This is a genomic window from Niabella aquatica (genome assembly GCF_054779315.1).
This window is the reverse complement of the sequence record NZ_BAAGYM010000015.1, coordinates 136,058-160,216: the sequence shown is the minus strand read 5'-3', so window position 1 is coordinate 160,216 and position 24,159 is coordinate 136,058. Positions and strand designations below refer to the sequence as shown.

Below are 24,159 nucleotides of genomic sequence, written 5' to 3'. Positions count from 1 at the left end.
TCATTTTAAAACGATACTCAGTTTTTTGCCCGAATAGGTAACTGTTTTTTGATTGCCGCCAGGCAGTACGATGGTAAATATTCTGCTTTTCAGCATACCTTCATATATGCCCTTACGCGTATCTATTGTGAGTGTGCGTAAACGATCGTTCCATGAAAAGGGGATCTCTGTGTACATGCCTTTTTCATAATTGTAATTGTCCAATTCATCTTCATATAATATAAAATTGCCATCTGCACCGGGATACACTTTTACAGTCAGGTGGTCCCATTTTTTTTCTTCGGCATACTGCACATCAGGCCCCCAGGGAATAATACTGCCTGCCTTTACATAGAGAGGTAGAATACCAAGGGTGGTTTCTTTTTCGATTTCCTTCCCCCCGGTATGTACTTCATTGGTCCAGAAATCGTACCATTGGGTACCCAGGGGCAGGTATGTTTTTACGGTTTTGGATTGGGCGAAATTAATTGCAGCAACGCCTTCCTTGCTGTTTTCTGTTGGTTTATTCCACCCATCCTGTTCGTTGGTTTTAACCACCTTTTCGGGAGTGTAGTGCGCATGCAGTACCGGGGCCACTAAAAGAGCTTTACCGAACAGGTATTCATTATTGATATTCCAGACCTTTTTATCACCAGCAAAATCCATTATCAATGCCCTCATAAAGCTGGATTGATTTTTTGTTACGTCCCAGGAGGTGGAATAAATATAGGGGAGCAGGTTATACCTGAGTTTAATAAAAGATGCTATGGCGTCATAAACAGGTGTTCCCTTTTCTCCAAACTGGTAAATTTCCCGGGGCACATCTGTTCCATGTGAACGCATCATAGGCGTAAAAGTGGCATATTGCAGCCAACGTACATACAGTTCCTGGAATTGCGGATTCTTAGCGCCTGTTCCATCATTCCAGCTTTTATTATAGGCTCCGGCAAAAAAGCCTCCTATATCTGAATTGAAGTTTGGATTACCCGTAAGCGAAAAGTTTAAACCTGCCGGAACCTGGTTTCTCAGCGACTCCCAAGAAGAATTAACATCACCCGACCAAACACTGGCACCATAGCGTTGCTGGCCGGCAAAGGCCGATCTGGTAAGAATAAATACCCTTTTATCAGACGTAACTTTACGCTGATGGGTATATACGCCTCCTACTGTCATCAACGGGTAAGCATTTCTAACCTTACGGAAGGAGCCGAGGTAGGTCGTAGTATTCATGTCCTCCGGCTTCTGACTAAGATGATCAGGCTCGCTGGAGTCCATCCACCACGCATCTACGCCCAGACGGAACACGCCCTTGTTTAAATATTTCCAGTAAATATCCCTGGCTTCGGGGTTATAGGCATCGTAAACCCTCACGCCAGACGGGTAGCTGGTATCCGGAGGCCAGACTTCCCTGCCCGATTCAGGCCAGGTTTTAAAGTTGAACAGCATTCCTTTCTCATCCATTTCCCGGTAAGGCTTGGTCATGGGGCCAAATGAAGACCAGATGGAAACCGCCAGGCGGGCGTTTAAACCATGGATATCTTTCACCATTTTTTGAGCATCAGGAAAGTCAGGGCTGATGAAGTCCATCGCGTTCCACTGGTAATTATTACCCCAGTATTGCCAATCCTGGATAATGCCATCCAGCGGAACTCCCAGTTCGCGATACTTTTTCACGACCCCTACAATTTCATGCTGTGTTTTGTAACGCTCTTTGCTTTGCCAAAAACCATAGCTCCAAAGAGGAAACATAGGCACCTGGCCGGTAAGCTCACGCATGCCAGCTACCACCCCATCCGCATTTTTACCGTAAATAAAATAATAGTCAATGCCATCGCCTACTTCCGATTCAAACGAAGTGCTCTTATGAGTGTCCCTGAATTTTGTTGGTGAGTAATTATCCCAATACACACCATATCCTTTTACCGATTGAAAAAAAGTAACAAAATCCCAGGTATTGTTTTGAACCATTGTTACTTCCTGGTTACGCTGCGACATTTTTCCGTTTTGAAGAATGCCTAAACCATAAATAGCTTCATCTGCATCCAGCGCAAAAGTTTGGGACACTTTATAGGTAAAAGAACCATTATCATTCAATTCACTGAAGGCCGCACCATCCTCTTTTTCTTTCATCAAATCAGTATTCAGCAGGCTTTTAAATTGAATGACGCCACTTTGAGTATTCAAAACAACCCGCAATGATGCAGTCTTTAACAAAAGCTCCTGTTGCTGCTCGCTGACGGTAAACAGGTTACTTACCGGCTCTTTTATAACAGAAAGGCTTTGTTTGGAAAAATTTTTACCTGCCGGCCATTTTATAACTCTCACAATACCAGGTCCATAAAGCCGGATTTCAACATTCATGTTGTTTACAACTGTTTTCAGTCCTGATCCGTTTTTTTCAAAAGACTGTGCCAGGCAGCTTATAGAGGCTGCTAAGGCGACCAGAAAAAGAACGACCATCCGACTCATTGTTGACAGGCTGATTTTAAAATTAATTGCAGGCGACTTTTTCCCAGTTCCCATATGGTAACGCTTCATTTTGCAGAAACACGCAACTTGTACAACTTTTGTTTCTTTAGTAAAATAGGATTGCTGAAGCCCCCATCTGAACAAATCCAGAACCGTTAGCAGCCAGACAAACTGACAAAAACCGATTAACTCATATCATCAGATAAACTGATAGCCAAATATATTTTATTGGTGATGGAAACGCTTCGATAGAAGATATTTTAGTTTCGATTTTAGATAATTAATACTGTTTACCACCACATGCTGCTATAAAAGAGCAAAAATCAGCATTGCTCAAAATACAGCAGGCAAGTAAAAAAATAAGCAAATCTTGATCTTAAAAAAGACAGATTGGCAGTGTAGTTAATGGCGGGCCTCTTTTGAAAACAGGCGAAAGCTAACTGGCTGCTACTTCGCTGGAACGTATACCAGAATGCAGTGTTTCTGTAAGTTTGCCACTAAAAAGCAGAATAAATAAGAAATAAAAATGTTTTTATAATGGCAGTACCTACTAATAAAAGCGAATTACAAACGGCAATAAAAATCAACTATGAAAAACTCTGTAAAGAGCTGCTTACTATTTCTTCTGCAAAAGCGGGGGTCAAAGAACTTGAAGGGCATGCGAAGGGAAGTCTGATGAGCATCAATAATCTTTTGTCTTATCTCGTTGGCTGGGGCGTATTAATCCTGAAGTGGATTGATAAAAAAGATCATAACAAGGCGGTTGATTTTCCTGAAACCGGATATCGTTGGAATGAACTGGGAAAACTGGCTCAAAAATTCTATCGCGATTACGAAAACGATGACTTTACTGCTTTACAGGGGAAGTTGGATGAGACCATTCGCGAAATCTTAAAAGTAATTGATGCCAAATCAAATGACGAGCTTTATGGGATAGCCTGGTACGAAAAATGGACGCTCGGGAGAATGATTCAGTTCAACACGGCATCTCCTTATACCAATGCAAGAGGAAGAATACGGAAGTGGAAAAAAGAGAATCACATGTTCTAGATTTCATCAGATATTTAATGGAAAAAAACAGGGAGCGATTATGGTGCTCATGCGACGGGAGTATACATTTTAATACAATTTTTTCAACAGAACAATAGTATGCTTACTTAAAACGCCCAATCTTATCAGTTCCAATACATCAATGTTTCATAAGTAAAAGCTATTTTGCCATTATTTTGATATTTGGAAAACAAAGTGTCCATTTCTCCCATTAATTTGTTGAACACAGGGCCGTCTTTAGGGCAATAGGAAGATGATCTCAGTCTGCCCTTCAGGCCTGCCAGGTCAAATTCCTGCGCATTTTGAAGCGTAGTAAGGAACAATTCCCGGGGGCTAAAAAATTGGGCAATCACTTCTTTATCAACATTGTGATGATTTACATCTTGGTACTCTTTAATGTTTTCATATAAGATCTGCTCGTAAGCTTTCTGAAGTTCCGATTGAGTGTTCCTGGAATTCCAAACCAGGACAATATGCCCCCCGGGGCTTAAGATTCTTTTAAATTCTTTTTTACTGGCTTCTTTGTCAAACCAATGAAAAGCCTGCCCGCTAAATATAATATCGACACTTTTATCAGAAAGGGTGGTTTTTTCAGCAGAACCATTAACACTTTTGAAGGTGGGGAATTTTTCCAGCATGAGTGCCTGTGCGTTTCTCATCTCTTTGTTGGGTTCAATGCCATAAACAACGTTTCCATTCTCAAGAAAGGGGATAGAAGAAATTCCGGTTCCTGAACCAATGTCTGCAATTGTTTTTTTACTGTTCAATCCTATGCATTTCTCTAAAACATCTATCATTTCCTGGGGATAAGATGGGCGATATTTAATATAATCATCCACGTGTTCTGAAAATCTTTTGGTATTGTCTTTTTTCATGCGCTTAATTATTATATGATAAAACGTACATATAAACGCTCCCGATATAGCTACCTGGATAACGAACAGAAGATTGCAATCGATTCTACCCCGGTTTTATTCAGGTAAAAGTGGCCGGTTATTTCCGGGTGTAAGCTGCTTATTATTGAGTTTTTCGGTAAATGCAATAAATGTGCCCATCCATAGCGGCAAAATAGTCCACCTTGCCGCCCCGTCTTTTGTCTGGAACCGGATAAGTTTCGCTCCGGCTTTTATTGCATTATCAAATTCCAGACCGATGTTTTCAACATACAAATAAAGTTCACATCTTGGTATCCCGTAGCCCTGGTCTGGATGAGGAATTTTGTCTGAAAATATTTTAGCCCTTCTTAGGCATCAACCCCGTTTTACAGTTGTCAGCAAGTATAAACGCTGTCATACCGGGAACGTTTAAATGGGAATTTGGCCGCAGAGTTCGGAGTAAAAAGAAGCATTTGCCTGTTGATCATTTACGTAAAGTATCGTTTCTGTAAGAAAGATATGTTTTCTTTTTGTACATTTTATTTTTATGGCCGTCTGCCACAAAATTCAAACGACGGTAGTTATTCATTCACCATGATCACGGTTGTTTTTTCCCCCGCGAAAGGTTGGCATTTTGGAGTAGTCCGTCAGCCCTAATTTATTGCCGAACGGGTCGCTGAATTCAACGGAAACACCGGTCATAATCTCAAATGGCTCGCTGAAAAACTGAACTCCCTTTTGTTTGAGCTCTTCGTACACTTGTCGGACATTATCCACAGTGAGCCAGATTGCAGGTTTTGCATTTTGCATATTACTAACAATAATTGCGGGTTCATTCTCGCCAACTTTAAAAGCAGTCATTCCTTTGTCGGCAAAATCAAACTTAATGTCAAGCCCGAGTTTATTTTTATAAAATTCCTTTGCCGTGTCAAGATTATCCGCAGGCAGAAAGAAATTGTCGTAATCGCTGATTATATTCATGTTTCTTCTTATTTTATTGGTAAAAGGTTAAGCCGGGGTTTATAAATTCTTTTTGATCTTATCCGTGATGTAAAAGGGTTAACGGGTTAGATCCCAATTAAAGACTCCCATCCTTTTCGTCAAAAGCCACTACTTCTGTAAGAAACGGCACCTGCGCCGGGTTGATCCGCCGTTTAGCCTCTTCGTATGTAAACCACTCCCACCGGTCAATTTCGGGTACACGAATTATTTTGCCGGACCTGGGCGGCCAGGTAAGATCAAAAGAATTGCTGCTTAATGTGCTTGTGTCTATGTCTCCTTTTAAGGCCCAGGCTAATACTATTTTCCCTCCCTTCTGCTTTATGGTGGATAAAGAAGTAAATGCACCTTCAATAGCCTGTCCTGTTTCTTCTTTAAATTCTGTTTTAGCACGTTCCAGGGGATCTTCGTCTATTAACAGCTCCCCTTTTGGAATGGACCAGGCGCCTATATCTTTATTTTTCCAGAAAGGTCCGCCAGGATGTACCAGGAAAAAGTAGATGCCTGCATGATCTCTTTTAAACAATAAAATGCCTGCGCTTGCTTTCATTGCCGATAGTTTTTTCTAAATGATTATCGGCCTGTTGTTTGATTTTTTGTTATTCAACAGAACCGGCGGAATAATAAATTGCTAAATTAACTGCTTTTACAGAGATCAGGGAAACTGGCTCCAGGATATTTGCTTTTTAGCTGGTAGCTCCAGGGGGTCCAGCCAAAAGATGTGTGTATAGGCTGTGTAAATAGCTTCACCTCACAACAAACGAATAATGCTAAGCGCGCGCATTATTCAATATGCTTTTAACTAAAGTACTATCTCCTGTACTCATTCGTGTATGTTACACAACCAATAAAACATAGCTGCAAATGCACGAATAATTTCCTTTTCAGCTATCTATTCCTGCCTTCTCTTCGTATTTTGATCTGTATAGCAAAATTGTTGTACCCAAAATCATTCTGCCGTGCAGGGCGCTGCAATTTGTGAGGAAAAGTACTTTACCAATATCCTGAATCTGCCAGCTTAAAGTTTTGCGTCTTGCCCTGAAAATATAATGCCTATACCATCGAAAATGCTTATCTTTACTATATCGTATGTTATCCTAACACTGGATTTGTCTTTTTCCTCCATTCAAATATAGTGATTGCTTAACGTAAGGCAGGTATTATATCCGCACTTGTTTGCTGGATAACCGTACCCCTATTTTATCATTTTTTAATTTTATTTAATTTGTCATTTAACAATTTACAGCTTATTGCGCCTTTACAAAAAGCGCTGGGCGAAGCATGCTATACCACACCCACTCCTGTACAGGAAAAATCTATCCCGGTAATTTTACAAAAAAGAGATGTTTTGGCCTGTGCCCAAACCGGCACCGGTAAAACGGCTTCTTTTGCCTTGCCGCTGCTGCAGTTGCTGCACCTGGAGCCAGGCAAAATTACCCCTAACTCCCGTGCTTTAATACTAGTGCCTACCAGGGAGCTGGCGCTGCAGGTGGCAGAAAGTTTTGCAACCTATGGCAAGTATCTTTCTTTAAAGCATCTCGCCATTTTTGGAGGGGTTTCTCAACATAACCAGGTGAAGGCATTACAGCAACAGGTAGATGTGCTTATTGCCACTCCCGGCCGTTTGCTGGATCTTCTTAATCAACGTTGCCTTTCTTTAAGCGATATTCAATACCTGGTACTGGATGAGGCAGACCGTATGCTGGACATGGGGTTTATTCATGATGTGCGGAAGATCTTTTCCAGGTTGCCTTTACAACGGCAAACGATCCTATTTTCTGCAACCATGCCTCCTGAGATCCAGGAGCTGTCAGACACGCTGTTAAATCGGCCTGTAAGAATAGCTGTAACGCCACCGGCAACAACAGTCGACCGTATACAGCAATCACTGTACTATACGCAAAAACAACACAAGCCGTCTTTGTTGCTGCATGTATTAAAAGATGAGGGCATTACAACTGCATTGGTGTTTGCAAGAACAAAACATGGGTCTGATAAGATTGTAAAAAATCTTATCCGGGCAGGTATTAAAGCTGCCGCTATACATGGTAATAAATCACAGTCGGCGAGACAGACAGCACTTTTGAATTTTAAAACAGGAGCGATAAGGGTGCTGGTGGCTACGGATATTGCTGCCAGGGGTATTGATATTGATGATATGGGTTATGTGATCAATTATGAACTGCCCAATATACCGGAAACCTACGTGCACCGTATTGGCCGGACCGGCAGGGCAGGAGCAGAAGGCATTGCTATTTCTTTTTGCGATGATGAAGAAAAAATATACCTGCGCGATATTCAAAAGCTGGTGAATAAAAAAATACCCGTGGTAAGTAATCATGCATTTGATGTGCCGCTCCTGCATGAAAAAGATGCTGCCCCAGCCCGTTCATTTCAATTGCCTTTCCAGGGGAGTGGCCGGGGTGAAAGAAAGAACAGTTATTCTCAAAGAAAGGTTAAACAAAGCTCGGCTATGTTGAAATAGCAATGATTGAACCGACCGGGCAATTGTTCATTTAAACCACTTCCGCCTAAAAATTATCTTGGATGGCTCATATAAAAATCGGTGATATTGTTACACTTTTACCCCCTTTCAACTCTGAAAAGAAATATACCGTAGTAGAAATAGACGGCAATTATGTAACACTGTACATCCCGGGGCAACATAAAGGTCTGGTGATTCATATCAGGTGCATTTCATTGCAGTAGCGCACTTAATTATAGGACCTGGGCATAAAAGACCCGCCGTAATTCAATTACGGCGGGTCTTTTATGCATATAATAGTTTCGGATAAAGACCTCCTGGTAACGAATCAGGAAAAGGCTTTACATCTTTTAGTACGTTCTTTCATCAATTGTATGGCTTGTTCGCGGCTGTCAAACATCCCGTTTATATTCACCAGGTTATCTGCCAGTTTAGGATATTGCTTGGTCATCAGGTAAATGAATACATGCAGGTAATGGATACCGTCAAATACGATCGCTTTTTTCCGGGCAAATTCATCTTTGCGCTTCCAAAACTCTCCGGGCATTTCGGTATAATGCATACCCGGGCGTAAATGGTGAATGATATGATACCCGTCATTCCAGCAGGTGTGATTGTAAGAGGTATTGATGCAGTTAATAGAGTTGGTAAAAATATCCTCCGGATTGGAACGGTCAATAAAGGAGTGTTGCGTCCAGTTACCCAGCATCATTACAAAGCGGGCAAAAATTAAAGGGATTACAAAAACTACCAGGGTCGCTTTCAGGTCAACAAAACACATAACAATACAAAACAGGATGTACAGCCATTCTCCCAAAGTAAACCTGGTGTATAATTTCTTCCTTTTTCTTTTATACAGGTATTCAAAAGTTTCTTTAAAGCCCAGCAGGATGAAGTTGAAAAAATAGGCAAGAAAGCTGCTAAAGCTGTCACGCTGATAAAACATAGTGCTGCTGGAATCTTCTTCTGTATTATTCTCCACATGGTGCATGCCTAAATGATGACTATAATACCCTTCCGGCGCATGGCCGAACAACGGACAGATCACCCAGGTAATATAAAAATGAAAAGTATTCTGGTAAGCTGGTTTAAATATTTTCCGATGGCAAAGACAATGAAACATTAAGCCGAATCTCCCTTTAAAATAAAACTGCGCGATATAAAAATAGCCGATCGCAACAGCCCACCAGGCCCATCCTGCTAAAAGTGGTGTAAATAGCAAAACGGCCAGTGGAACTACCGTCAGGTGTATCATAGTAAGCAGGTATATAAAAGGCAGGTCCCGGGGGTCTTTTATAAAACGCATCCACAACCGGTCATAGAAATTTAAAAGCCTGGGCGTATAAACAGGATCTGTTAACTCAGATAAAATCTTCATTAGTATATTTTTAGATGGCCACTACTGATCCGAAAAAATTCCGGGCTTATTCATAGCAGACAATTGTGATGGCTACCGGAACTACGTGGTATATATGACTGTCTCAAAGGATTTTAAGCATGATGTTACAACAGAATAACCTAACCGGCCTTTGAGACGGCCATACTTTTCATGTTTCGCCCCATGCAAACCTTTAAAGTGTGATTATATTTTGGAAGATAACCATTTAAACCGGTATCTCCATATCTCACCCGCCAAAAGTTGTTAAATATTAGCTATTTGTTTGTTTTCAGAATTTTTAGAGCGGTGGTTTTGAGGCACCCAGGAATATCAGGCTAAACTATTTGCAGCGGAACGCTGTTATAATAGCGTAAGCTAACCGGTTTATATGCAATGTTCTTTGACCGTGTTCTTTTTAGTTACGCAAATAATTATTTACAATGTATAAAAATGATCATTCGGGGAAAGCCTCCTTAAAGTTTATCCTGAAAAATATGGAAATGGTTGCTCCTAACATTTGCTTTACGGGAGACGCTATTACCAGTTTAAGCAATTATACGGCTAAAAGAACCGTTGTAAATATGGATGAATGGGACTGGCACAAAGAGCTAAGGGAAGGAACAATTTTTTATATCATTACCAAGCAGAAGAAAACAAATGTCTAAAATCAGTCTCCCTGGTGTTGCGATAAGTGTTTTTTGTTGTATTAACAGGTTATACCGGGAAAAAGCAGTATATTCAGGAACTGTTAATTACTCCGCTGATTGTTTTACTGTTTTGCTAAGGCAACTGTTTAATAACTCTAACGAGCAGATGTCTTTACTTAAAACAACAACACATGAAGTTTGCTTCACTCATTACAGGAACGGGCGCTTATATACCCAACAGGATACAGAAAAACACTGACTTTACAGACCATGTATTTTATGAGGCCGGGGGCCGGGCCATATTAACTCCAACAAAGATTATTATTGAAAAATTCAGGAAGATAACCGGTATATCCGAAAGACGTTATGCTCCCTCTCATATGAATGCCTCTGATATGGCCGCCGTAGCAGGGTGGCAGGCATTAATAAATAGTGATATTGATCCCGAAACCCTGGACCAGATTGTAGTAGCGCATAATTTTGGGAATGTGAGTGATGGAACCGTTCAGTCGCAAAATGTGCCTTCACTTTCCTGCAGGGTAAAACATATATTAGGCATTAACCGGCCTGGCTGCCTTGCCTATGATGTATTGGTAGGTTGCCCGGGGTGGCTGCATACTGTCATTCAATCCCATGCATGGTTCAGAGCAGGGATGGCTCAAAAAGTACTGCTGATCGGCACAGAAACCTTATCCCGTGTTATTGACCCTGCTGACCGGGACAGTATGATTTTTTCTGATGGTGCCGGAGCTGTTGTAATGGAGTACAGGCCTGTGTCCAGCGGCGATACAGGTATCCTGGGATGCAGTGCGCAAACCCATAGCATAGAAGAGGTGGATTACATCAACATGGGAAACAGCTACAGGCAAAATGGCAGTGATACTATGTTTATAAAAATGAAGGGACGCAAAGTATACGAGTATGCTTTAAAACAGGTACCGCTAGCTATGAAGGAATGCCTGGACAAAAGTAATATTTCCATTAATGAAGTGAACAAGATCCTGATCCACCAGGCCAATGAAAAGATGGATGAAGAGATTGTAAAAAGACTGTACGAGCTTTATGGAGCAGTTCCTCCGCCAAATGTAATGCCTATGAGTATCCAGTGGCTCGGGAATAGCTCAGTAGCTACTATTCCAACCCTGTACCATTTAATCCGAACCAATAAAATAGCAGGCCACGAAATTACTGAAGGAGCGATTATTCTTTTTGCATCTGTTGGTGCGGGCATGAATATTAATGCGGTGTGCTACAGGGTTTGAGCTTTTGAATACAATATGGAAAATAATTCCGTTTATACAGTAACTACTTTTCGTAAAAACGCTCACAAATTGTTTGAAGCACTGATTTTGCGGAACGAGTAAAACGATTAAACCGCAGCACAATGAAAAGTATTGCAACAATTAGGACAGATGCAAACACCGGCTTCAATATTAACCGGGAGCAAAGGCAAAGGAGCGGCTTGGTACTTATAAGCCAGTGAAGATATTACAGTTGCAGCCATCGCTTGCCCGTTATACGGCTATTATCTGTGTTCAGGGTAAAATCAAAATGCTTTACGTGTATATTGTTTTAATGACGCTGTTTTTTTGCTTAAATGCATTATAAATAGTACGGCTTAAAAAAGAAAAAATGATTACCTGGAATATTATCCTTATCTTCGCTCTGTTAATTTGAGTTACCGCTCTATTGTAAGCACCTGCTCTTCAGCTTTTCAGCTTTCTATATTTGCCTTTCTCGAATCATTTATCATTTATTAAATTTATTAAAATGAACATTTTCGTGTCCAACCTTGGGTACAGCTTCTCCAGTGAAGATCTTTCTGAATTATTTTCAAATTATGGTCAGGTAGATTCTGCCCGTGTTATTACAGACAAATTTACCAGTCAAAGCAAAGGATTTGGTTTTGTTGAAATGTCTGATGAAGCAGCCACAAAGGCGATCAAAAATTTAAACGGCACTATGCAGGACGGTCGCTCCATTAAAGTTATGGAAGCCAGGCCCAGAGAAGAAAAGCGCAGCTATTCTAATCGCTGGTAGATGCAAAGGCCGGTTCCGGTTATCAAAAAATCAAATTTATTATATGGATATAGCTTCAATAGAAAAGTTCTTAGATACAAATGCTAAAAGCGCTAAAGTAGTGAATGTACATTTTAAAGACCGATCGACTGTAACCGGCATTTTTGTTTCTTTAAAAGATTATGGAGAGCTCAAAGCAAAGAACTTCTGGCGTTTGGTTAGCGCTAAGAATGTAGAGCAATGGAAAAAGACCAACGATGTTGAATTGTCGCGTTTATTTAACGGTGCTGCATTTACAAGGCTGACCATTACAAAATAGTTTCAGGTTATTAAGAACATCTCACATTTGCTGATGTTACTTTCAATAGCGGTTGCAAAGGCCTGTAGGAAACAGCTTGCCCATTGCGCCCTCAATGCCTAATTAAAAATTCAACCTGCACAATAAATGACCAGAGAGCGGCCTCCGCTCGCTGTTATTCGCCTAACCAGGATTTGAAATACTGCGATTTATCTCTGCTGACAACAATCTGCTCCCGGGTGGCGGGCCTCACTTATACAACTAATTTCTGGTTAAACCATTGACGTATGGCCATACCGCCGTATGTGACAACAGGTACTTTCTATTATCCCTGAAAATTTTTTTAGGGTTTAGCATCCGCTCGATTTTTCATCCAGCGAATAGTCTAATATATATTTCTGATTTTCTGCGGTTCTGATATAGCTCGTGCCTACTTCAGAAAAGAAATAAGCAATAGCTGTCACATCTATGCGGATCATTTTAGCATTCAAGCGAATCAGGAACCTGTCTTTATAGCCATGCGCCTGTTGCTGAAGCTGATGTATCTTTACAGACAACGTATCGATCTGCTCTGTTAGTAATGCTGTGTGGAAGCAGATTGATTAAATTTATGAATGGCTAATAATAGATACCGTTATAATCAGCACGAACAGCAGTGCCACAAAAATACTGTGCAAATACCCTTCCAATGAAAAACGATACCCCCCAAAAAAACTTTTATCATATAAGTAAATATTAGCGGTGTACAAAGCTATAGTAGCTAAATGCAAACAGCAAGGGTATGAATGATGCGTTTTGAGGTTTGTTGTAAGCCAACATACCGTTTTCTGTAGCAGAGCACGATCAAGCGGTTCACTTCCCACAATAACACTGTTTCTGACATTGGCAAAACATAGATAGTCAGAAAGCCGAAACGTTCAGGCCCTGTGTCATTCCTGTTAAAAAAAATAATATGCCCCATAAGCCCCATAACAGGCACTCCGAAAAACCGGAACCATTTATCGTTTAATTTATCGGTTATGTTTCTTATAGTGAGAAAAGCAATTAGCGTCATTTTTTTTGTTATTCAAAGATATTTATCAATGAAATAACATTTTTGACAGATGAACCGTATTTATAGGGAATACAGTGATGTTAATAACATTATTTGTCTTCTTCAAAAGGCGTTCAGCAGCATCAGGTGATCTTTCGTCGTAAATCTGGTGTGTATATCGCCATCTGTTGTTTAAATGGAAAATCCTAATGATTTTTGCTCAGCAGGTTTATTTAAAGAGCTATGTAATGGTCCGGGTAACCGGAAGGGATACTTTAAAGAAAAAGCATATTTTTTATAAAGACATAATAAGATTTTCTCATGTAAAAAAGCGGGGCAGATATTCTTATCAGCTCCTTTTTTATTTTATATAGCACCTGCGCTACATTCCAATCGTCTATCAAACCTGTCGTATAGCGGCAAATCACTGTATCTGTCGCTATGTTTTTCAGAGGTTCTTTACAGCAAATAGATTTGTGCTTCAAATAAAAATTTTATTAATGATGTACCACAACAAATCAATCAACGTTCTGGCCCGAACCGGAATGGCATTGCTTTTAGTAATCGCCGTATGCACCGGCTGCGAAATAGATAAAACCGCCATTGATGATCCCCAAAAATCCGATAAAGCTGTAAACTTTATTCCTGCAAAGAATAAAAAATTCATTTATAAGATAGCGGGTGAAGATGGTTCTGCAGGCACAGCTACGCAAAATATCTCCGGCAGTAAAGACTCTTCAGGTATTACGGTATATAACCTGCATTCGGTAGTACAGGCAAGCGGTCAGTCCATGATAATGGATAATAAAATATTTGATTTGAATGGAAAAACCTACACCCAAATAAAGGTTCCGGATGCATGGTATCAATATATAGCGCTACTTGACCAAATGCCCAATGTAAAAGTCACCAAAATAGAACTGCTGGGATACCCCACGTATATGGTTATGCAAAATACTTTGAAAAACGGAAGCACTGTTACAACAGAAGGTTCCTCCACGCAGGTGCAGCTTGTAGAATATACGAACAAAGGAGAGCCTGGATCTATGAGGCAGGAAATAGAACAATTGAGCGGGTCGGGCAAAGTTGAAACTGTTACTGTTCCAGCGGGCAGCTTTGTATGTAATAAGTTCTCTTATGCAATAAATACTAAAATAACCGTAAAAGCTGGTAGCCGGGAAGAAACCGCCGGCGGCTACCAGGAGATAACTGTTTGGATGGCGCATGGGATAGGTATGGTAAAGCAGGAGTCCACCGGTACCCTGGTATCAGTGATACTTCTGCCAACAGGAGAAATAAAAAAGATCATCACTAATACGGCATCCACTACTACTTTGCAAAAAATAGAGTAACGTTACAATGAGCAGCATTAACTTTCAAATACTACAGCCCACAGATCAACAGTCTTTCATACAGTGAAAAAACATACTTCAGACTTACAGGCTGGTAATCATATTGTGCTATCAAACTCAAAAATCATCATGGCTATGCAAGAGCATACTGCGTACAAACGCCTTGAGGAAGCATACACCCAGGAAAACCTCACAAGGATCTGCGGACAGATTCTTCAGCTATATAAACTGAAACAGTATGAACGTTTGCGGGCCCTGCTGGTGAAGATCGGTGACCCCGATGCCCATAAAGTGGGGGACAGGCAGCTCCTTGTAAAGCTGATGCTATGGTATCACCCCGACCGGCTGTCCTACTACCAGCAGCTTTTAAAAAATGAAAAGGAACACAGCAACCTGGCTGAACTAAATCATATCCTGATCACACAAAATGATCCCTTACTGTTTGATCACAATCCTGCAAATGCTGTCAGTACTGCAGATCCTGATCTGCCGGGTGAGGAATATGCCTGGCAGGACGCCGAAGAAGGGAATTACTATGATAGTGATACGGACGATACGGAGCCTGATACTTACTATGGAGAAAACGATAACAGCTTTTATACTATATTCAAAAAAAGCATGTATGGCAGGACAGACATTATTTTACCCTCCTATATGCTGGAGGACATGGATGAGCTTGAACTGGCCAACAGGGGAATGGACAGCCTGGAAGGAATAGCCCATTGCCGTCACCTGATAATGCTCAACCTTTCGGGAAACGCATTAACAAATACAGAGGGTATGGAAGGACTGACTTACCTGGAGGAATTATATATTTCTGATAACAAAATCGGGTATATCGACGCGCTCAGCCATCTGGGTCGGCTGAGAGTGCTGGACCTGTCAGGCAACCAAGTAGATGATATTACGCCGTTGTTTGAACTGGAGCACCTTGAATTTGTAAACCTGGTAGAAAATCCCGTTCCTGCTCTGCAGGTGCATGGATTGAAGGCAAAAGGGTGCATAGTAATTATTTAAACAGGCAACAAAACCTGCTGTATGTAGCCCAAACCCGTTCTATATCTACGAACCCAAAAGTCTTCATTTCTTTCTGTTAGCATTGCGGGATGAATAAAACAATTATCAACCCCATTATCAGAGACCAGGTAACGTTCATGCAAACCGCGGTGGCTACCAATGGTCGTATTACCACTTTGCAGGTTACCTTAATGCCGGGCGGCGGCACACCTTTGCATTACCACAGAAATTTTTCGGAAACCTTTGTTGTGGTTGAAGGAACGCTAACCATTACACTGAAGCATAAAACCATATCTCTCATGGCCGGCCAAAAGCTTACGGTAAAACAGGGACAGGCGCATCGTTTTTCAAACGAGTCTTCTGCACCTGTAGTTTTTACTACGGTAATCCTTCCGGGTTCTGAAGGATTTGAGAATGCCCTGCGTATTTTATACGGCCTTGCAGGTGACCATAAAACCGATGACAAGGGAATGCCGAAAAGCCTGCTGGCATTAGCGGTGGTGTCCACCATAAGCGATATGCGCCCGGCCGGCGCCGGCGTGCTGCTGGCCCCACTTATGGGAATATTTAATTACATTGCCAGGGCTTCAGGCTTTGATAAAAAGTTGGTGAACCGGTATTGTAAAATTCCTGAAGCACTTTCGTAATCCATTATATTAAGATCTTTTCCTTATAAAGTCAAGGCCTTTTTCTCCGCTATATAATCATGCGCTTTCCTCTAATTTTGACATATTAAATTTCTGAGTATGGCTATGACCTGGAATAATTGCTTCTCTTCCAAGCGATATGGTATGGAGAGCACAACAACTGATATACGGAGCGATTTTGAAAGAGACTGGGACCGCATTATTTTCTCAAGTCCTTTCAGGCGATTACAAAATAAAACACAGGTCTTTCCGCTGCCCGAAGAGATCTTTGTTCATAACCGTCTTACTCATTCACTGGAAGTGGCCAGTGTAGGCCGCTCATTAGGAGGCCTGATAGGAGAGCGCATTGGTCAATTGCAGGAAGTGCGGGAAGATGAAAAAGCCCTTACATTTTATAACAGCGATCTGAAATATGTAATAGCAGCAGCCTGCCTCGCACACGACCTGGGAAACCCGGCATTCGGTCATTCGGGGGAAGATGCTATTTCAAAATATTTCAGGAGAAGAGATACTTCGATCCCTGAGGATATAGCATTTAAGCAGCTTTTCAGCAAGGCGCAATGGAAAGACCTTACGACTTTTGAGGGTAATGCCAATGCGCTGCGCATTTTAACCATGCACCAGCATGGCAGAGCTGAGGGCGGGTTCAGGCTTACCTACAGCACACTGGGATCTATTATTAAATATCCTTGCGAATCGCTCGCTGCTGCTAAAGAATTTGTTCACCGGAAAAAGTATGGTTATTTTAATATTGATGAGGCCGTATTCCGGAATATCGTAAAAGAGCTGCATATGATCACCGGTGAAACAGAGGATGTAGTAGTATTCAAACGCCATCCCTTCGTGTTTATTGTAGAGGCGGCAGACGATGTATGCTATAATATCATAGATTTTGAAGATGCCCACCGGCTGGGCCTTTTAACCTATGAAGAGGTGCATGACAGTTTGCTCTCTGTTATTCAGCATCACCCGGACAACATAGAACGGGTGAAAGAAACCGCTGCGAGCCTGCGTGGTGATGCCAACGAATCAATAGCTTATTTGAGAGCCAAAGCCATCAACACTTTAACCTATAAATGCAGCGATGCGTTTTGGCAGAACCGCGATGCCATACTTGCGGGGACCTTTAATAAAAGCCTGATGGGTGCTATACCTGAAATGCAGGATACCCTCGATAAAATTGGTAAAATATCTGTAGAAAAAATATATAACGCTAAAAAGGTAATAGAGCTGGAAATAGCAGGCTACAGGATTATGTCGGGGTTGGTAGAAGATTTTGTTACTGCTGCCTTAACACCAAAAGAAAAAAGAGATAAAGAGCATCAAAAAATACTGGCTTTGCTTCCCAGCCAGTTTATATTTGATGAATCAGGAACGCCTTATGAAAAAACAATACGTATACTCGATTTCATATCGGGCATGACAGATGTATATGCTTTAAAGTTGTACAGGAAGCTCAGAGGAATTGATATATAACCAACAGGAATGCTCTAAATAAAAAGGGAGAAGATAAGACTATCCTCTCCGATGTTTTATATGAGAAAAAAATATGACAGGCTGGCCTGATTACCACCAGGATACCAAAGCCTATTTATCTGCTCTTTTATATTTTGATACGACCTCGGTTTCACCGGTGTTGTTCGCATTGATGTGCGTATAACTTTTTTCGTCTCTTAACACGATCCTGTAATGCACACCGTTCTGGTTAGATACCTCAGTTATGCCAAATACCTGTTTGCCTTTGTACGTTTTCTTTACATTGTATAGAACATTTCCCGGCAGATGCTCTTCGCCGTAGTAACGGATAGTTTGTACCAGGTTGCCTTTTGAGTCAAATGTGGCGCGGGTTTTAATATTATCAGCAACGAAGTAGGCATTATATTGTTTGCCGGTATTACTCCATTTTACGTGATCAGCCTCTTTAAATATCATATAAAAAGCCTTTTGTGCCTTTTCGCCTGCAGGCTCTTTGGGAACTGCAAATGCATTAAAAGACAGGGATAACATTACGGCTGTAGAAAGAATTAAGTGTTTCATCTCGAATTGATTTTAAGTATTTGTTTTGTTTTATTGTATTTGTTGCACAAACATACATCCCGTGTGTACTGTAAGGCAAAGCCTAAATGGTAAACAGTATTAAAACAGCCGGTGAACAACAATTTTTAACGGGTGAAAAGCATCATTACAATGCAACCTTTTCACATATTGCGCCTGGTTTATATGTTTAGCTCCTGCCATATATATTAGTCGTGCAGAAGCTTAAAATGTTACAGCCTGTAAAAAATAAAATATAGAATCAGAAAAAGCGTGGCCTTTGGCTCTGGCGGAGTGATATAGGTATAAGCAAACCAATGAGGATGGATATTTACTACGGCGAAAGCGGAGGCAAGTTTTCAGTGTATGCGGTGGCTTCAGTAAACAACATTCAGGTCAACCCAATATCTTTATTTATCGCACACTGCGTGCAAGGTCACAGAAGTATTTCTGTATAGTCTCAGTGAATGGCTATGGTTCATAAACTATAATGCACCTTGTCCGAAGGCCCGAATGTTCGATGGGTAATTTACATTAATGGTATTGCCGGGCTGTTCCTGTAATATTCTATTTTGTGGAGGAACATAGCGGCCATTTTTTCGCCACGCCATTTCGCCTCGTCAGCTTTAGCCCCGGTGAAATGTGCATCAAGCGTAGCGTGCCAGGTTTCGAGCCACGCATCGAAATGTTCTTTTTTTACAGGCAGCTTGGCATGAGGCGGGAAAGGGCTGCCAAAATAAGTATGGTCTTCCAATAAAACCGTTTGCCAGAAGCGATACATTTTTTCAAGATGCCCCGGCCATCTGTTTTGTATGACACCGTTAAAGATAGGACCGAGCAGTTCATGCTCCCTTATCTTGCCATAGAAGCTGTTCACCAATAGCCTTATGTCTTCTATATGTTCAATGTCCTTAGGCTCTCTCATAAAAACGCACTTTCATTGCAAAGGTATATCAATTTTTTAAATAAAAGATATTTTTGTCTTTTATTTTGGACATAACATTCTTAATAATCTTCTCAAAAAAGGCTTTAACAAGCGCTCCGAAGGCGGTTCTTTTGAACAACCAGACATTATACAAATGTTGTAGACCCAAATTGAAAATTTGCCGGGGAAATTTATAGTAAATAGGTCATTAGCAGTTTGCCGACGGGCATTTCTGAAAAATGTCAGACATGCATCTTTTATTTCAGCTCCTCACTATTACCTGCTTCAAGCCTGCGTTTGCTTTTCATGTATTTATTATATACAATTTCCTGCATAGGCTTCCCGGCCACCTTGCTTTCGAGCCATGAAATAATATCAAGGTAAGCCAGTGAGCGGGTCTCAAAGCGGTTCCCTTCCAGGTGCTTCACTTTTTGAAGGAAATGTTCAAACTCAGGCTTCAGCTGCCTGTTGGTAAACTTGAAGGAATTACGTAAGAACCGGAACATTTCCTGCTCAATAATAGTGAGGTTCTTCATGCGCGACATGTACCGGAAAACAGAGCGGGTCAGCGATTCCATTAACTCCAGGTTGCCCAGCTCGTAATGAGCCAGCAGATGCATCAGGCGGGCGTAGCATTGCAGGTCAGTGCGTAACTCAGACGAATCGTTAATAATTTTTTGCAGGTAATCGATGCAGGTGCTGTAATCCCCCGCCAGGTAATACAACAGGGCTATTTTATAGTTAAGCACCATCACCCGGTGCCTGTCTAAGAACAGGTCATATTCCACTATCTTTTCTTCAATTGCGGGGATCTCTTTAAGGCCCTCCGCGCACAAACCGGTTATATTATAAAAGTTGATCTTGGCTCCGGCTATATAAACGAATGACTGGACAGTAAAGTTCTCATTATCCTGAACACGCTTGGTTTGCGAAAATATTTCAAATTCTTTCAGCACTCTTTTAAGTGCTGCATAGTTCCTGAGATCGAAATGGGCATTCAGCAGGTTATGGTATCCCTTAATAAAATGCCCGGTTTCTACCCGTTTCATATTGGGTTTTTCTTCAAAAAGATCAACCCATTTACGGGAGTACCTGTAGTATAGCAAAAAGTCCTGCCGGATAAAAGCATACCACGTATAACTCTGGTAATAATACAGTCTTTCATAAAATCCCTCCTGCTGTGCCGACCCCGATGGTAAAGATTGGCGGAAAAATTTTTTCACTTTATCTTCTTCATCTTCGTTACGGGCATGGCCATTGGCTATAAAAAAACCATACATCTGCAGCGAAAGATTAGATAGCCGGGTGATCATGTCCAGCTTTTGGTTGGCCTCATTAGATTCTTCAGAAAGCTCGTCAATACGTGCCTTGAAGGTATCCGTTACGTTAAGCGCTTCAATTCTTTTCTCCAGCGAAAGCAGCAGCGGCAGAAAGAAAAATTTCTGGTTAAGCTTTGCCACTTCCTTCGCTTTATCAATAGCCCTGAGACTTTGAAAAAAAAGCCCTTTTTTATAAAGTATGTGGGCCGAATCAAAAAGCTCGTTCAACTGGAGGTCAAGGCTGTCGTTGCTTTTCAGCAAACGCAGGCTGGCCAAAAGCTCTTTATATAAGTGAGATTTTAAGTTAGCCAGCTGAGGTTTGGTAACATCTTTCAGCTTTTTTTGGAGTACTTTTTCATCATAAGCATCCATCTTATCCAGCACATCAAACAGTTTGATGATCTTAAGGTCTTCGTTGCCTGAACTACGGGTTATATAAAGCTTAAAATGTCTTTTTTCTGCTTTTTCTAACGACCGGATCAGTTGAAATAATATATCACTTGGCTTTTTAGGCATTAAAACAAAAATAAACTTAATAATAAAAAAAACAAGAAATATCCTTAGATATAACTCAAAAATAACAGACAACTCCTTGTGAAATAATGTCTTTTGATAAAAGAAACAGTGTTTGCCATCCTATAAACCGGGAAAACTGGTATATATAAACAAAAAAACATGTATTATCTTTGTCTAGTGATCAAGGAAATGAGGGTACCGGGTTCTATAATAGATTTTTATTAAGATTTTTCATATGGCAAGCAATCGTTAGAGGTCAGTCCGTTTCTACGGAAGGACCTTTTTTCTTTTAGGTTTTCTTTTAGGCTTGTTTTGAAAAGCGATGAAAAACTTCACCACTTCCATAATGTATATAGGGTAGGCGCTCTCTGCCCGGACAATTGCGACAGGCTGGAGGACTTACCGCACATACTAACAAGTTAACGGCAGTGCACAAGGGCAATAGTGAGACCTGGTCGTGAATAAAAAAATAAAAAGCGATGGAATACTCCACCGCTTTAGTAGTAAGCTGCTGTTCTTATACGGAACGGATTTTTATTTGGGATCAAGGACGTTTCTGATCCTTTCCTGTAAATCCAGTAAGTGATTTTTAGATGCCGCATCACTGTAGCTGTTAGCCGCAATGCGTATTTCTCCGGAGAGCGTGCGTAGCTGACCTTTAACCGCCGACAGCACATCGCTTGTTTTAAAGTTTGCAGTATTACCTGCACTTCCCTTTAAGGCCGCGGGCGCCTGCTCTGCTGTTAAAGCAATCAGCTTTTCCACGTACAGTTTTTGCAACTGCCTGCGGTATATGTTAATGGTTTTGCGTGCTGCCAGTTCTGAAAATATTGATTTCCTTACATCGTTAAGCATTTCATTAGGCGTATACGCTTTTGCCTGGTCCATTGCTTCAAAACCGGCGAGCTTGCTGATGGTAGCGGCATTAACCAGGCTGTTCAACGCCCTGTCCTGCAGTTTGCTTATAACAGATAAAGGATTTTCGCCCGTAACCGCAGCATAATCTGTTTGTATAATCCATGCAGGCGTAATAAATACATTATTCTGCAGCCAGTTAATGGCTTCTTTCTGCCTCGTTTTAGCGGTGAACCGGTACACTGGGCCACTTTGCTCTACACGTTTGGGAGTACGCTCTATACCACCTACATTACGGGCAACATGTCCAATATAACGCCCAAACTGAGTTATTGCCTCGTTGTAAATCACTCCAAGGTTGGTATAGTCTTTATTGTCCTGGCGGGTGTACTGGGGCAGGTTTACAATAATGCGTTGCAGATTTTTAATACCATAAGAGCTGGCTTTCATAGCATTATCGCCCAGGTCTTCGGTCTGGCTTCTCGGGTCATCGCCATAACCCTCCCCATCGCCCCACCAGAGGCGCGGATTTTTCAACCGGTCTATAGTGATTTTGTTCAGCAGGGCCACCTCCTGGTCTGCGGATTTTGCCTCGGGGTACCAGCGGTAGCCCCATTCAATGGCCCAGGTATCATAATCGCCGATACGGGGAAAGATCCCTTTTTCCGAAATGTTATCTTCTGGCTGAGCTACATAATTAAAACGCGCATAATCCATAATAGAAGGGGTATGCCCGTTAGCTTCAACCCAGGCCTTATCTCTTAATTTTTCTACCGGAACGGTAGCCGACGATCCGAAATTATGTCTTAATCCCAGTGTATGACCTACTTCATGGCTGCTTACGAACCGTATCAGCTGGCCCATCAGCTCATCGTCGAATTCCATCCTGCGCGCCTTGGGATCAACCGCCGCGGTTTGTATCATATACCAGTTCCGCACCAGGCTCATCACATTATGATACCAGTTAATATGGCTTTCCATGATCTCCCCGCTACGCGGATCGTGTATATTAGGGCCGCTGGCATTAGGAATGTCAGATGGTTTATAAATGATGGCACTATGGCGTGCATCCTCCAGGCTGAAAGTACTGTCTTCTTCATAGCTCGGGGCTATTTTCCCAACAATGGCATTTTTGAAGCCGGCTTTTTCAAAAGCTACCTGCCAGTCGTTCACGCCCTGTATCAGGTAAGGTACCCATTTTTTAGGAGTAGTAGGGTCGATATAATAAACAATTTGTTTTTTAGGTTCAACCAGTTCCCCACGCTTGTATTTTTCAATATCCTCCTCTTTTGGTTCCAGCCTGTAACGGGCTATATACCGGTATCGGTCAATACCCTGCGGGTTGATATCAAAATCGGTAATGGTTTGGGTAGTAAAATAGCCCACCCTGTCGTCAAAATAACGGGGCTGCATCGGCACTTGGGGTAACAGTACCATCGAAGTGTTCAGCTCAAAAGTAAGCGGGGTACTTACAGCATAAGGATTGGCAGGCGTACCCGGAGGGGTTACCGGAGTGTACATATAGGTTTTAACCGTTTTCAGCTCAAGGTTATTGGGATAGGCTCTTACAGACGATATATAAGATTTGTCGGACTGGATCGTTCCTACACCCAGCATTTTTTTAATCACAGGCGAAAAGAAAAAATAATCATTATCGCCGTTCATATAATCCGTAACGTCAATTACAGCGCCTGAGTTGCCGGGTGCCCATGCTTTTACTTCAAAAGAGGCGCCTATGGGCTGTATATTGCTGTTCATTACGTTACGGTACATTCCTTCCGTACTGTCACGGCCTGTTTCCTGGAAAGACGTGCGTTTCAGGTATACCCTGTTGTTAGGGCCTTTTTCAAAACGGATCGTATTGGAGTTGATCTGGTCCCCTGCATAGCTGGCCCCGGTTCTGAAGCCTGCAGCAGCCTTTGAAAGACGTGCTACTACCAGTATATCTCGCTCAAACATATCGTTGGGGATCTCGAAAAAATACTTATCATCAATTTTGTGCAATACAAACATACCTTTTGTGGTGATTGCCTTACCGGTAATAACGTCCTTATAAGGTTTCGGCTGACCGGGAGGCCCGACAACAGCCTTTTTCGTTGTATCTGCGGCCGGTGCCGGTGCCGGCTGATTTTTTTTATTTCTTCTTTGCCCGGCAGATACTGAAACCTGAAGTATCAACAGCATCAGGAAAAAAACAGTCCAAATTTTTTGCATACGTTTAAATGGGGGGAGTTTTGTTATGAGAAACCACGAATTTAACAA

23 protein-coding genes are annotated in these 24,159 nt (G+C 41.6%); 11 read left to right on the top strand and 12 right to left on the bottom strand.

Annotated elements, in window-relative coordinates:
* The gene (locus ACYVBM_RS13180; protein WP_460686136.1) at positions 1-2,439 is read right to left on the bottom strand and encodes a glycoside hydrolase family 31 protein; all 2,439 of its coding nucleotides are present in this window, start codon (positions 2,437-2,439) and stop codon (positions 1-3) included.
* Between the two features lie 546 nt (positions 2,440-2,985).
* Between ACYVBM_RS13180 and ACYVBM_RS13175 the strand changes: the two genes are divergently transcribed.
* The gene (locus ACYVBM_RS13175; protein ID WP_460686135.1) at positions 2,986-3,498 is read left to right on the top strand and encodes a ClbS/DfsB family four-helix bundle protein; all 513 of its coding nucleotides are present in this window, start codon (positions 2,986-2,988) and stop codon (positions 3,496-3,498) included.
* 125 nt (positions 3,499-3,623) lie between these two features.
* Here the strand turns inward: ACYVBM_RS13175 and ACYVBM_RS13170 are convergent, their stop codons facing one another.
* The 4 genes from ACYVBM_RS13170 to ACYVBM_RS13155 all read right to left on the bottom strand — a co-directional run bounded on the left by ACYVBM_RS13170 (position 3,624) and on the right by ACYVBM_RS13155 (position 5,922).
* A complete protein-coding gene (locus ACYVBM_RS13170) occupies positions 3,624-4,373 on the bottom strand; it encodes a class I SAM-dependent methyltransferase (RefSeq protein WP_460686134.1) in 750 nt (249 codons plus the stop codon).
* A gap of 96 nt (positions 4,374-4,469) precedes the next feature.
* Positions 4,470-4,667, bottom strand: coding sequence for a hypothetical protein (locus ACYVBM_RS13165; protein ID WP_460686133.1), 198 nt, complete (start codon positions 4,665-4,667; stop codon positions 4,470-4,472).
* A 291-nt stretch (positions 4,668-4,958) separates the two neighbouring features.
* Positions 4,959-5,354 (bottom strand): VOC family protein, encoded by a 396-nt coding sequence (locus ACYVBM_RS13160; RefSeq protein WP_460686132.1) that lies wholly within the window; start codon positions 5,352-5,354, stop codon positions 4,959-4,961.
* A gap of 97 nt (positions 5,355-5,451) precedes the next feature.
* Entirely contained in the window at positions 5,452-5,922 is a 471-nt protein-coding gene (locus ACYVBM_RS13155) for an NUDIX domain-containing protein (RefSeq protein ID WP_460686131.1), read from the bottom strand.
* Positions 5,923-6,597: 675 nt separating this feature from the next.
* Between ACYVBM_RS13155 and ACYVBM_RS13150 the strand changes: the two genes are divergently transcribed.
* Positions 6,598-7,857, top strand: a complete 1,260-nt coding sequence (locus ACYVBM_RS13150) for a DEAD/DEAH box helicase (protein ID WP_460686130.1) — start codon at positions 6,598-6,600, stop codon at positions 7,855-7,857.
* 62 nt (positions 7,858-7,919) lie between these two features.
* Entirely contained in the window at positions 7,920-8,081 is a 162-nt protein-coding gene (locus ACYVBM_RS13145) for a hypothetical protein (RefSeq protein WP_460686129.1), read from the top strand.
* Positions 8,082-8,185: 104 nt separating this feature from the next.
* On the opposite strand, the gene ACYVBM_RS13140 is transcribed toward ACYVBM_RS13145, so the two are convergent.
* Positions 8,186-9,235, bottom strand: a complete 1,050-nt coding sequence (locus ACYVBM_RS13140; protein WP_460686128.1) for a fatty acid desaturase family protein — start codon at positions 9,233-9,235, stop codon at positions 8,186-8,188.
* Positions 9,236-9,675: 440 nt separating this feature from the next.
* On the opposite strand from ACYVBM_RS13140, the gene ACYVBM_RS13135 reads away from it, so the two are divergent.
* From ACYVBM_RS13135 to ACYVBM_RS13120, 4 genes are all read left to right on the top strand, one after another.
* Positions 9,676-9,900: a hypothetical protein gene (locus ACYVBM_RS13135; protein ID WP_460686127.1), complete on the top strand. Its 225-nt coding sequence runs from the start codon at positions 9,676-9,678 to the stop codon at positions 9,898-9,900.
* 173 nt (positions 9,901-10,073) lie between these two features.
* Entirely contained in the window at positions 10,074-11,144 is a 1,071-nt protein-coding gene (locus ACYVBM_RS13130; protein WP_460686126.1) for a 3-oxoacyl-ACP synthase III family protein, read from the top strand.
* A gap of 508 nt (positions 11,145-11,652) precedes the next feature.
* Positions 11,653-11,922 carry an RNA recognition motif domain-containing protein gene (locus ACYVBM_RS13125; RefSeq protein WP_460686125.1) on the top strand — a complete coding sequence of 90 codons (270 nt, stop codon included), beginning with the start codon at positions 11,653-11,655 and terminating at the stop codon, positions 11,920-11,922.
* A 43-nt stretch (positions 11,923-11,965) separates the two neighbouring features.
* Positions 11,966-12,220: a short-chain dehydrogenase gene (locus ACYVBM_RS13120; RefSeq protein WP_460686124.1), complete on the top strand. Its 255-nt coding sequence runs from the start codon at positions 11,966-11,968 to the stop codon at positions 12,218-12,220.
* 329 nt (positions 12,221-12,549) lie between these two features.
* Here ACYVBM_RS13120 and ACYVBM_RS13115 read toward each other — a convergent pair whose 3' ends face one another.
* Both ACYVBM_RS13115 and ACYVBM_RS13110 read right to left on the bottom strand, forming a co-directional pair.
* Positions 12,550-12,756: a hypothetical protein gene (locus ACYVBM_RS13115; RefSeq protein WP_460686123.1), complete on the bottom strand. Its 207-nt coding sequence runs from the start codon at positions 12,754-12,756 to the stop codon at positions 12,550-12,552.
* A 203-nt stretch (positions 12,757-12,959) separates the two neighbouring features.
* On the bottom strand, positions 12,960-13,253 hold the full coding sequence (locus ACYVBM_RS13110; RefSeq protein ID WP_460686122.1) for a hypothetical protein: 294 nt from the start codon (positions 13,251-13,253) through the stop codon (positions 12,960-12,962).
* 479 nt (positions 13,254-13,732) lie between these two features.
* Between ACYVBM_RS13110 and ACYVBM_RS13105 the strand changes: the two genes are divergently transcribed.
* From ACYVBM_RS13105 to ACYVBM_RS13090, 4 genes are all read left to right on the top strand, one after another.
* Complete coding sequence (locus tag ACYVBM_RS13105; RefSeq protein WP_460686121.1) at positions 13,733-14,584, top strand: TapB family protein; 852 nt, start codon at positions 13,733-13,735, stop codon at positions 14,582-14,584.
* 135 nt (positions 14,585-14,719) lie between these two features.
* A complete protein-coding gene (locus tag ACYVBM_RS13100; RefSeq protein WP_460686120.1) occupies positions 14,720-15,601 on the top strand; it encodes a leucine-rich repeat domain-containing protein in 882 nt (293 codons plus the stop codon).
* A gap of 89 nt (positions 15,602-15,690) precedes the next feature.
* Positions 15,691-16,248 carry a cupin domain-containing protein gene (locus ACYVBM_RS13095; protein WP_460686119.1) on the top strand — a complete coding sequence of 186 codons (558 nt, stop codon included), beginning with the start codon at positions 15,691-15,693 and terminating at the stop codon, positions 16,246-16,248.
* A gap of 99 nt (positions 16,249-16,347) precedes the next feature.
* Positions 16,348-17,724 carry a deoxyguanosinetriphosphate triphosphohydrolase gene (locus ACYVBM_RS13090; RefSeq protein ID WP_460686118.1) on the top strand — a complete coding sequence of 459 codons (1,377 nt, stop codon included), beginning with the start codon at positions 16,348-16,350 and terminating at the stop codon, positions 17,722-17,724.
* A gap of 111 nt (positions 17,725-17,835) precedes the next feature.
* Here ACYVBM_RS13090 and ACYVBM_RS13085 read toward each other — a convergent pair whose 3' ends face one another.
* The 4 genes from ACYVBM_RS13085 to ACYVBM_RS13070 form a co-directional block, all read right to left on the bottom strand.
* On the bottom strand, positions 17,836-18,285 hold the full coding sequence (locus ACYVBM_RS13085; protein WP_460686117.1) for a hypothetical protein: 450 nt from the start codon (positions 18,283-18,285) through the stop codon (positions 17,836-17,838).
* Between the two features lie 526 nt (positions 18,286-18,811).
* The gene (locus tag ACYVBM_RS13080) at positions 18,812-19,207 is read right to left on the bottom strand and encodes a group III truncated hemoglobin (RefSeq protein WP_460686116.1); all 396 of its coding nucleotides are present in this window, start codon (positions 19,205-19,207) and stop codon (positions 18,812-18,814) included.
* 257 nt (positions 19,208-19,464) lie between these two features.
* The gene (locus ACYVBM_RS13075; RefSeq protein WP_460686115.1) at positions 19,465-21,042 is read right to left on the bottom strand and encodes a hypothetical protein; all 1,578 of its coding nucleotides are present in this window, start codon (positions 21,040-21,042) and stop codon (positions 19,465-19,467) included.
* Positions 21,043-21,576: 534 nt separating this feature from the next.
* Positions 21,577-24,111 (bottom strand): zinc-dependent metalloprotease, encoded by a 2,535-nt coding sequence (locus tag ACYVBM_RS13070; RefSeq protein WP_460686114.1) that lies wholly within the window; start codon positions 24,109-24,111, stop codon positions 21,577-21,579.
* Positions 24,112-24,159: the final 48 nt, after the last annotated feature.

Bases quoted from the DNA above. Each gene is read 5' to 3' on its own strand.
- ACYVBM_RS13140 (WP_460686128.1), bottom strand. From the start codon at position 9,235: ATGAAGATTTTATCTGAGTTAACAGATCCTGTTTATACGCCCAGGCTT.
- ACYVBM_RS13070 (WP_460686114.1), bottom strand. From the start codon at position 24,111: ATGCAAAAAATTTGGACTGTTTTTTTCCTGATGCTGTTGATACTTCAG.
- ACYVBM_RS13145 (WP_460686129.1), top strand. From the start codon at position 7,920: ATGGCTCATATAAAAATCGGTGATATTGTTACACTTTTACCCCCTTTC.
- ACYVBM_RS13080 (WP_460686116.1), bottom strand. From the start codon at position 19,207: ATGAGAGAGCCTAAGGACATTGAACATATAGAAGACATAAGGCTATTG.
- ACYVBM_RS13090 (WP_460686118.1), top strand. From the start codon at position 16,348: ATGGCTATGACCTGGAATAATTGCTTCTCTTCCAAGCGATATGGTATG.
- ACYVBM_RS13170 (WP_460686134.1), bottom strand. From the start codon at position 4,373: ATGAAAAAAGACAATACCAAAAGATTTTCAGAACACGTGGATGATTAT.
- ACYVBM_RS13135 (WP_460686127.1), top strand. From the start codon at position 9,676: ATGTATAAAAATGATCATTCGGGGAAAGCCTCCTTAAAGTTTATCCTG.
- ACYVBM_RS13130 (WP_460686126.1), top strand. From the start codon at position 10,074: ATGAAGTTTGCTTCACTCATTACAGGAACGGGCGCTTATATACCCAAC.
- ACYVBM_RS13100 (WP_460686120.1), top strand. From the start codon at position 14,720: ATGCAAGAGCATACTGCGTACAAACGCCTTGAGGAAGCATACACCCAG.
- ACYVBM_RS13175 (WP_460686135.1), top strand. From the start codon at position 2,986: ATGGCAGTACCTACTAATAAAAGCGAATTACAAACGGCAATAAAAATC.
- ACYVBM_RS13155 (WP_460686131.1), bottom strand. From the start codon at position 5,922: ATGAAAGCAAGCGCAGGCATTTTATTGTTTAAAAGAGATCATGCAGGC.
- ACYVBM_RS13160 (WP_460686132.1), bottom strand. From the start codon at position 5,354: ATGAATATAATCAGCGATTACGACAATTTCTTTCTGCCTGCGGATAAT.
- ACYVBM_RS13110 (WP_460686122.1), bottom strand. From the start codon at position 13,253: ATGACGCTAATTGCTTTTCTCACTATAAGAAACATAACCGATAAATTA.
- ACYVBM_RS13125 (WP_460686125.1), top strand. From the start codon at position 11,653: ATGAACATTTTCGTGTCCAACCTTGGGTACAGCTTCTCCAGTGAAGAT.
- ACYVBM_RS13075 (WP_460686115.1), bottom strand. From the start codon at position 21,042: ATGCCTAAAAAGCCAAGTGATATATTATTTCAACTGATCCGGTCGTTA.
- ACYVBM_RS13105 (WP_460686121.1), top strand. From the start codon at position 13,733: ATGATGTACCACAACAAATCAATCAACGTTCTGGCCCGAACCGGAATG.
- ACYVBM_RS13180 (WP_460686136.1), bottom strand. From the start codon at position 2,439: ATGGTCGTTCTTTTTCTGGTCGCCTTAGCAGCCTCTATAAGCTGCCTG.
- ACYVBM_RS13095 (WP_460686119.1), top strand. From the start codon at position 15,691: ATGAATAAAACAATTATCAACCCCATTATCAGAGACCAGGTAACGTTC.
- ACYVBM_RS13085 (WP_460686117.1), bottom strand. From the start codon at position 18,285: ATGAAACACTTAATTCTTTCTACAGCCGTAATGTTATCCCTGTCTTTT.
- ACYVBM_RS13120 (WP_460686124.1), top strand. From the start codon at position 11,966: ATGGATATAGCTTCAATAGAAAAGTTCTTAGATACAAATGCTAAAAGC.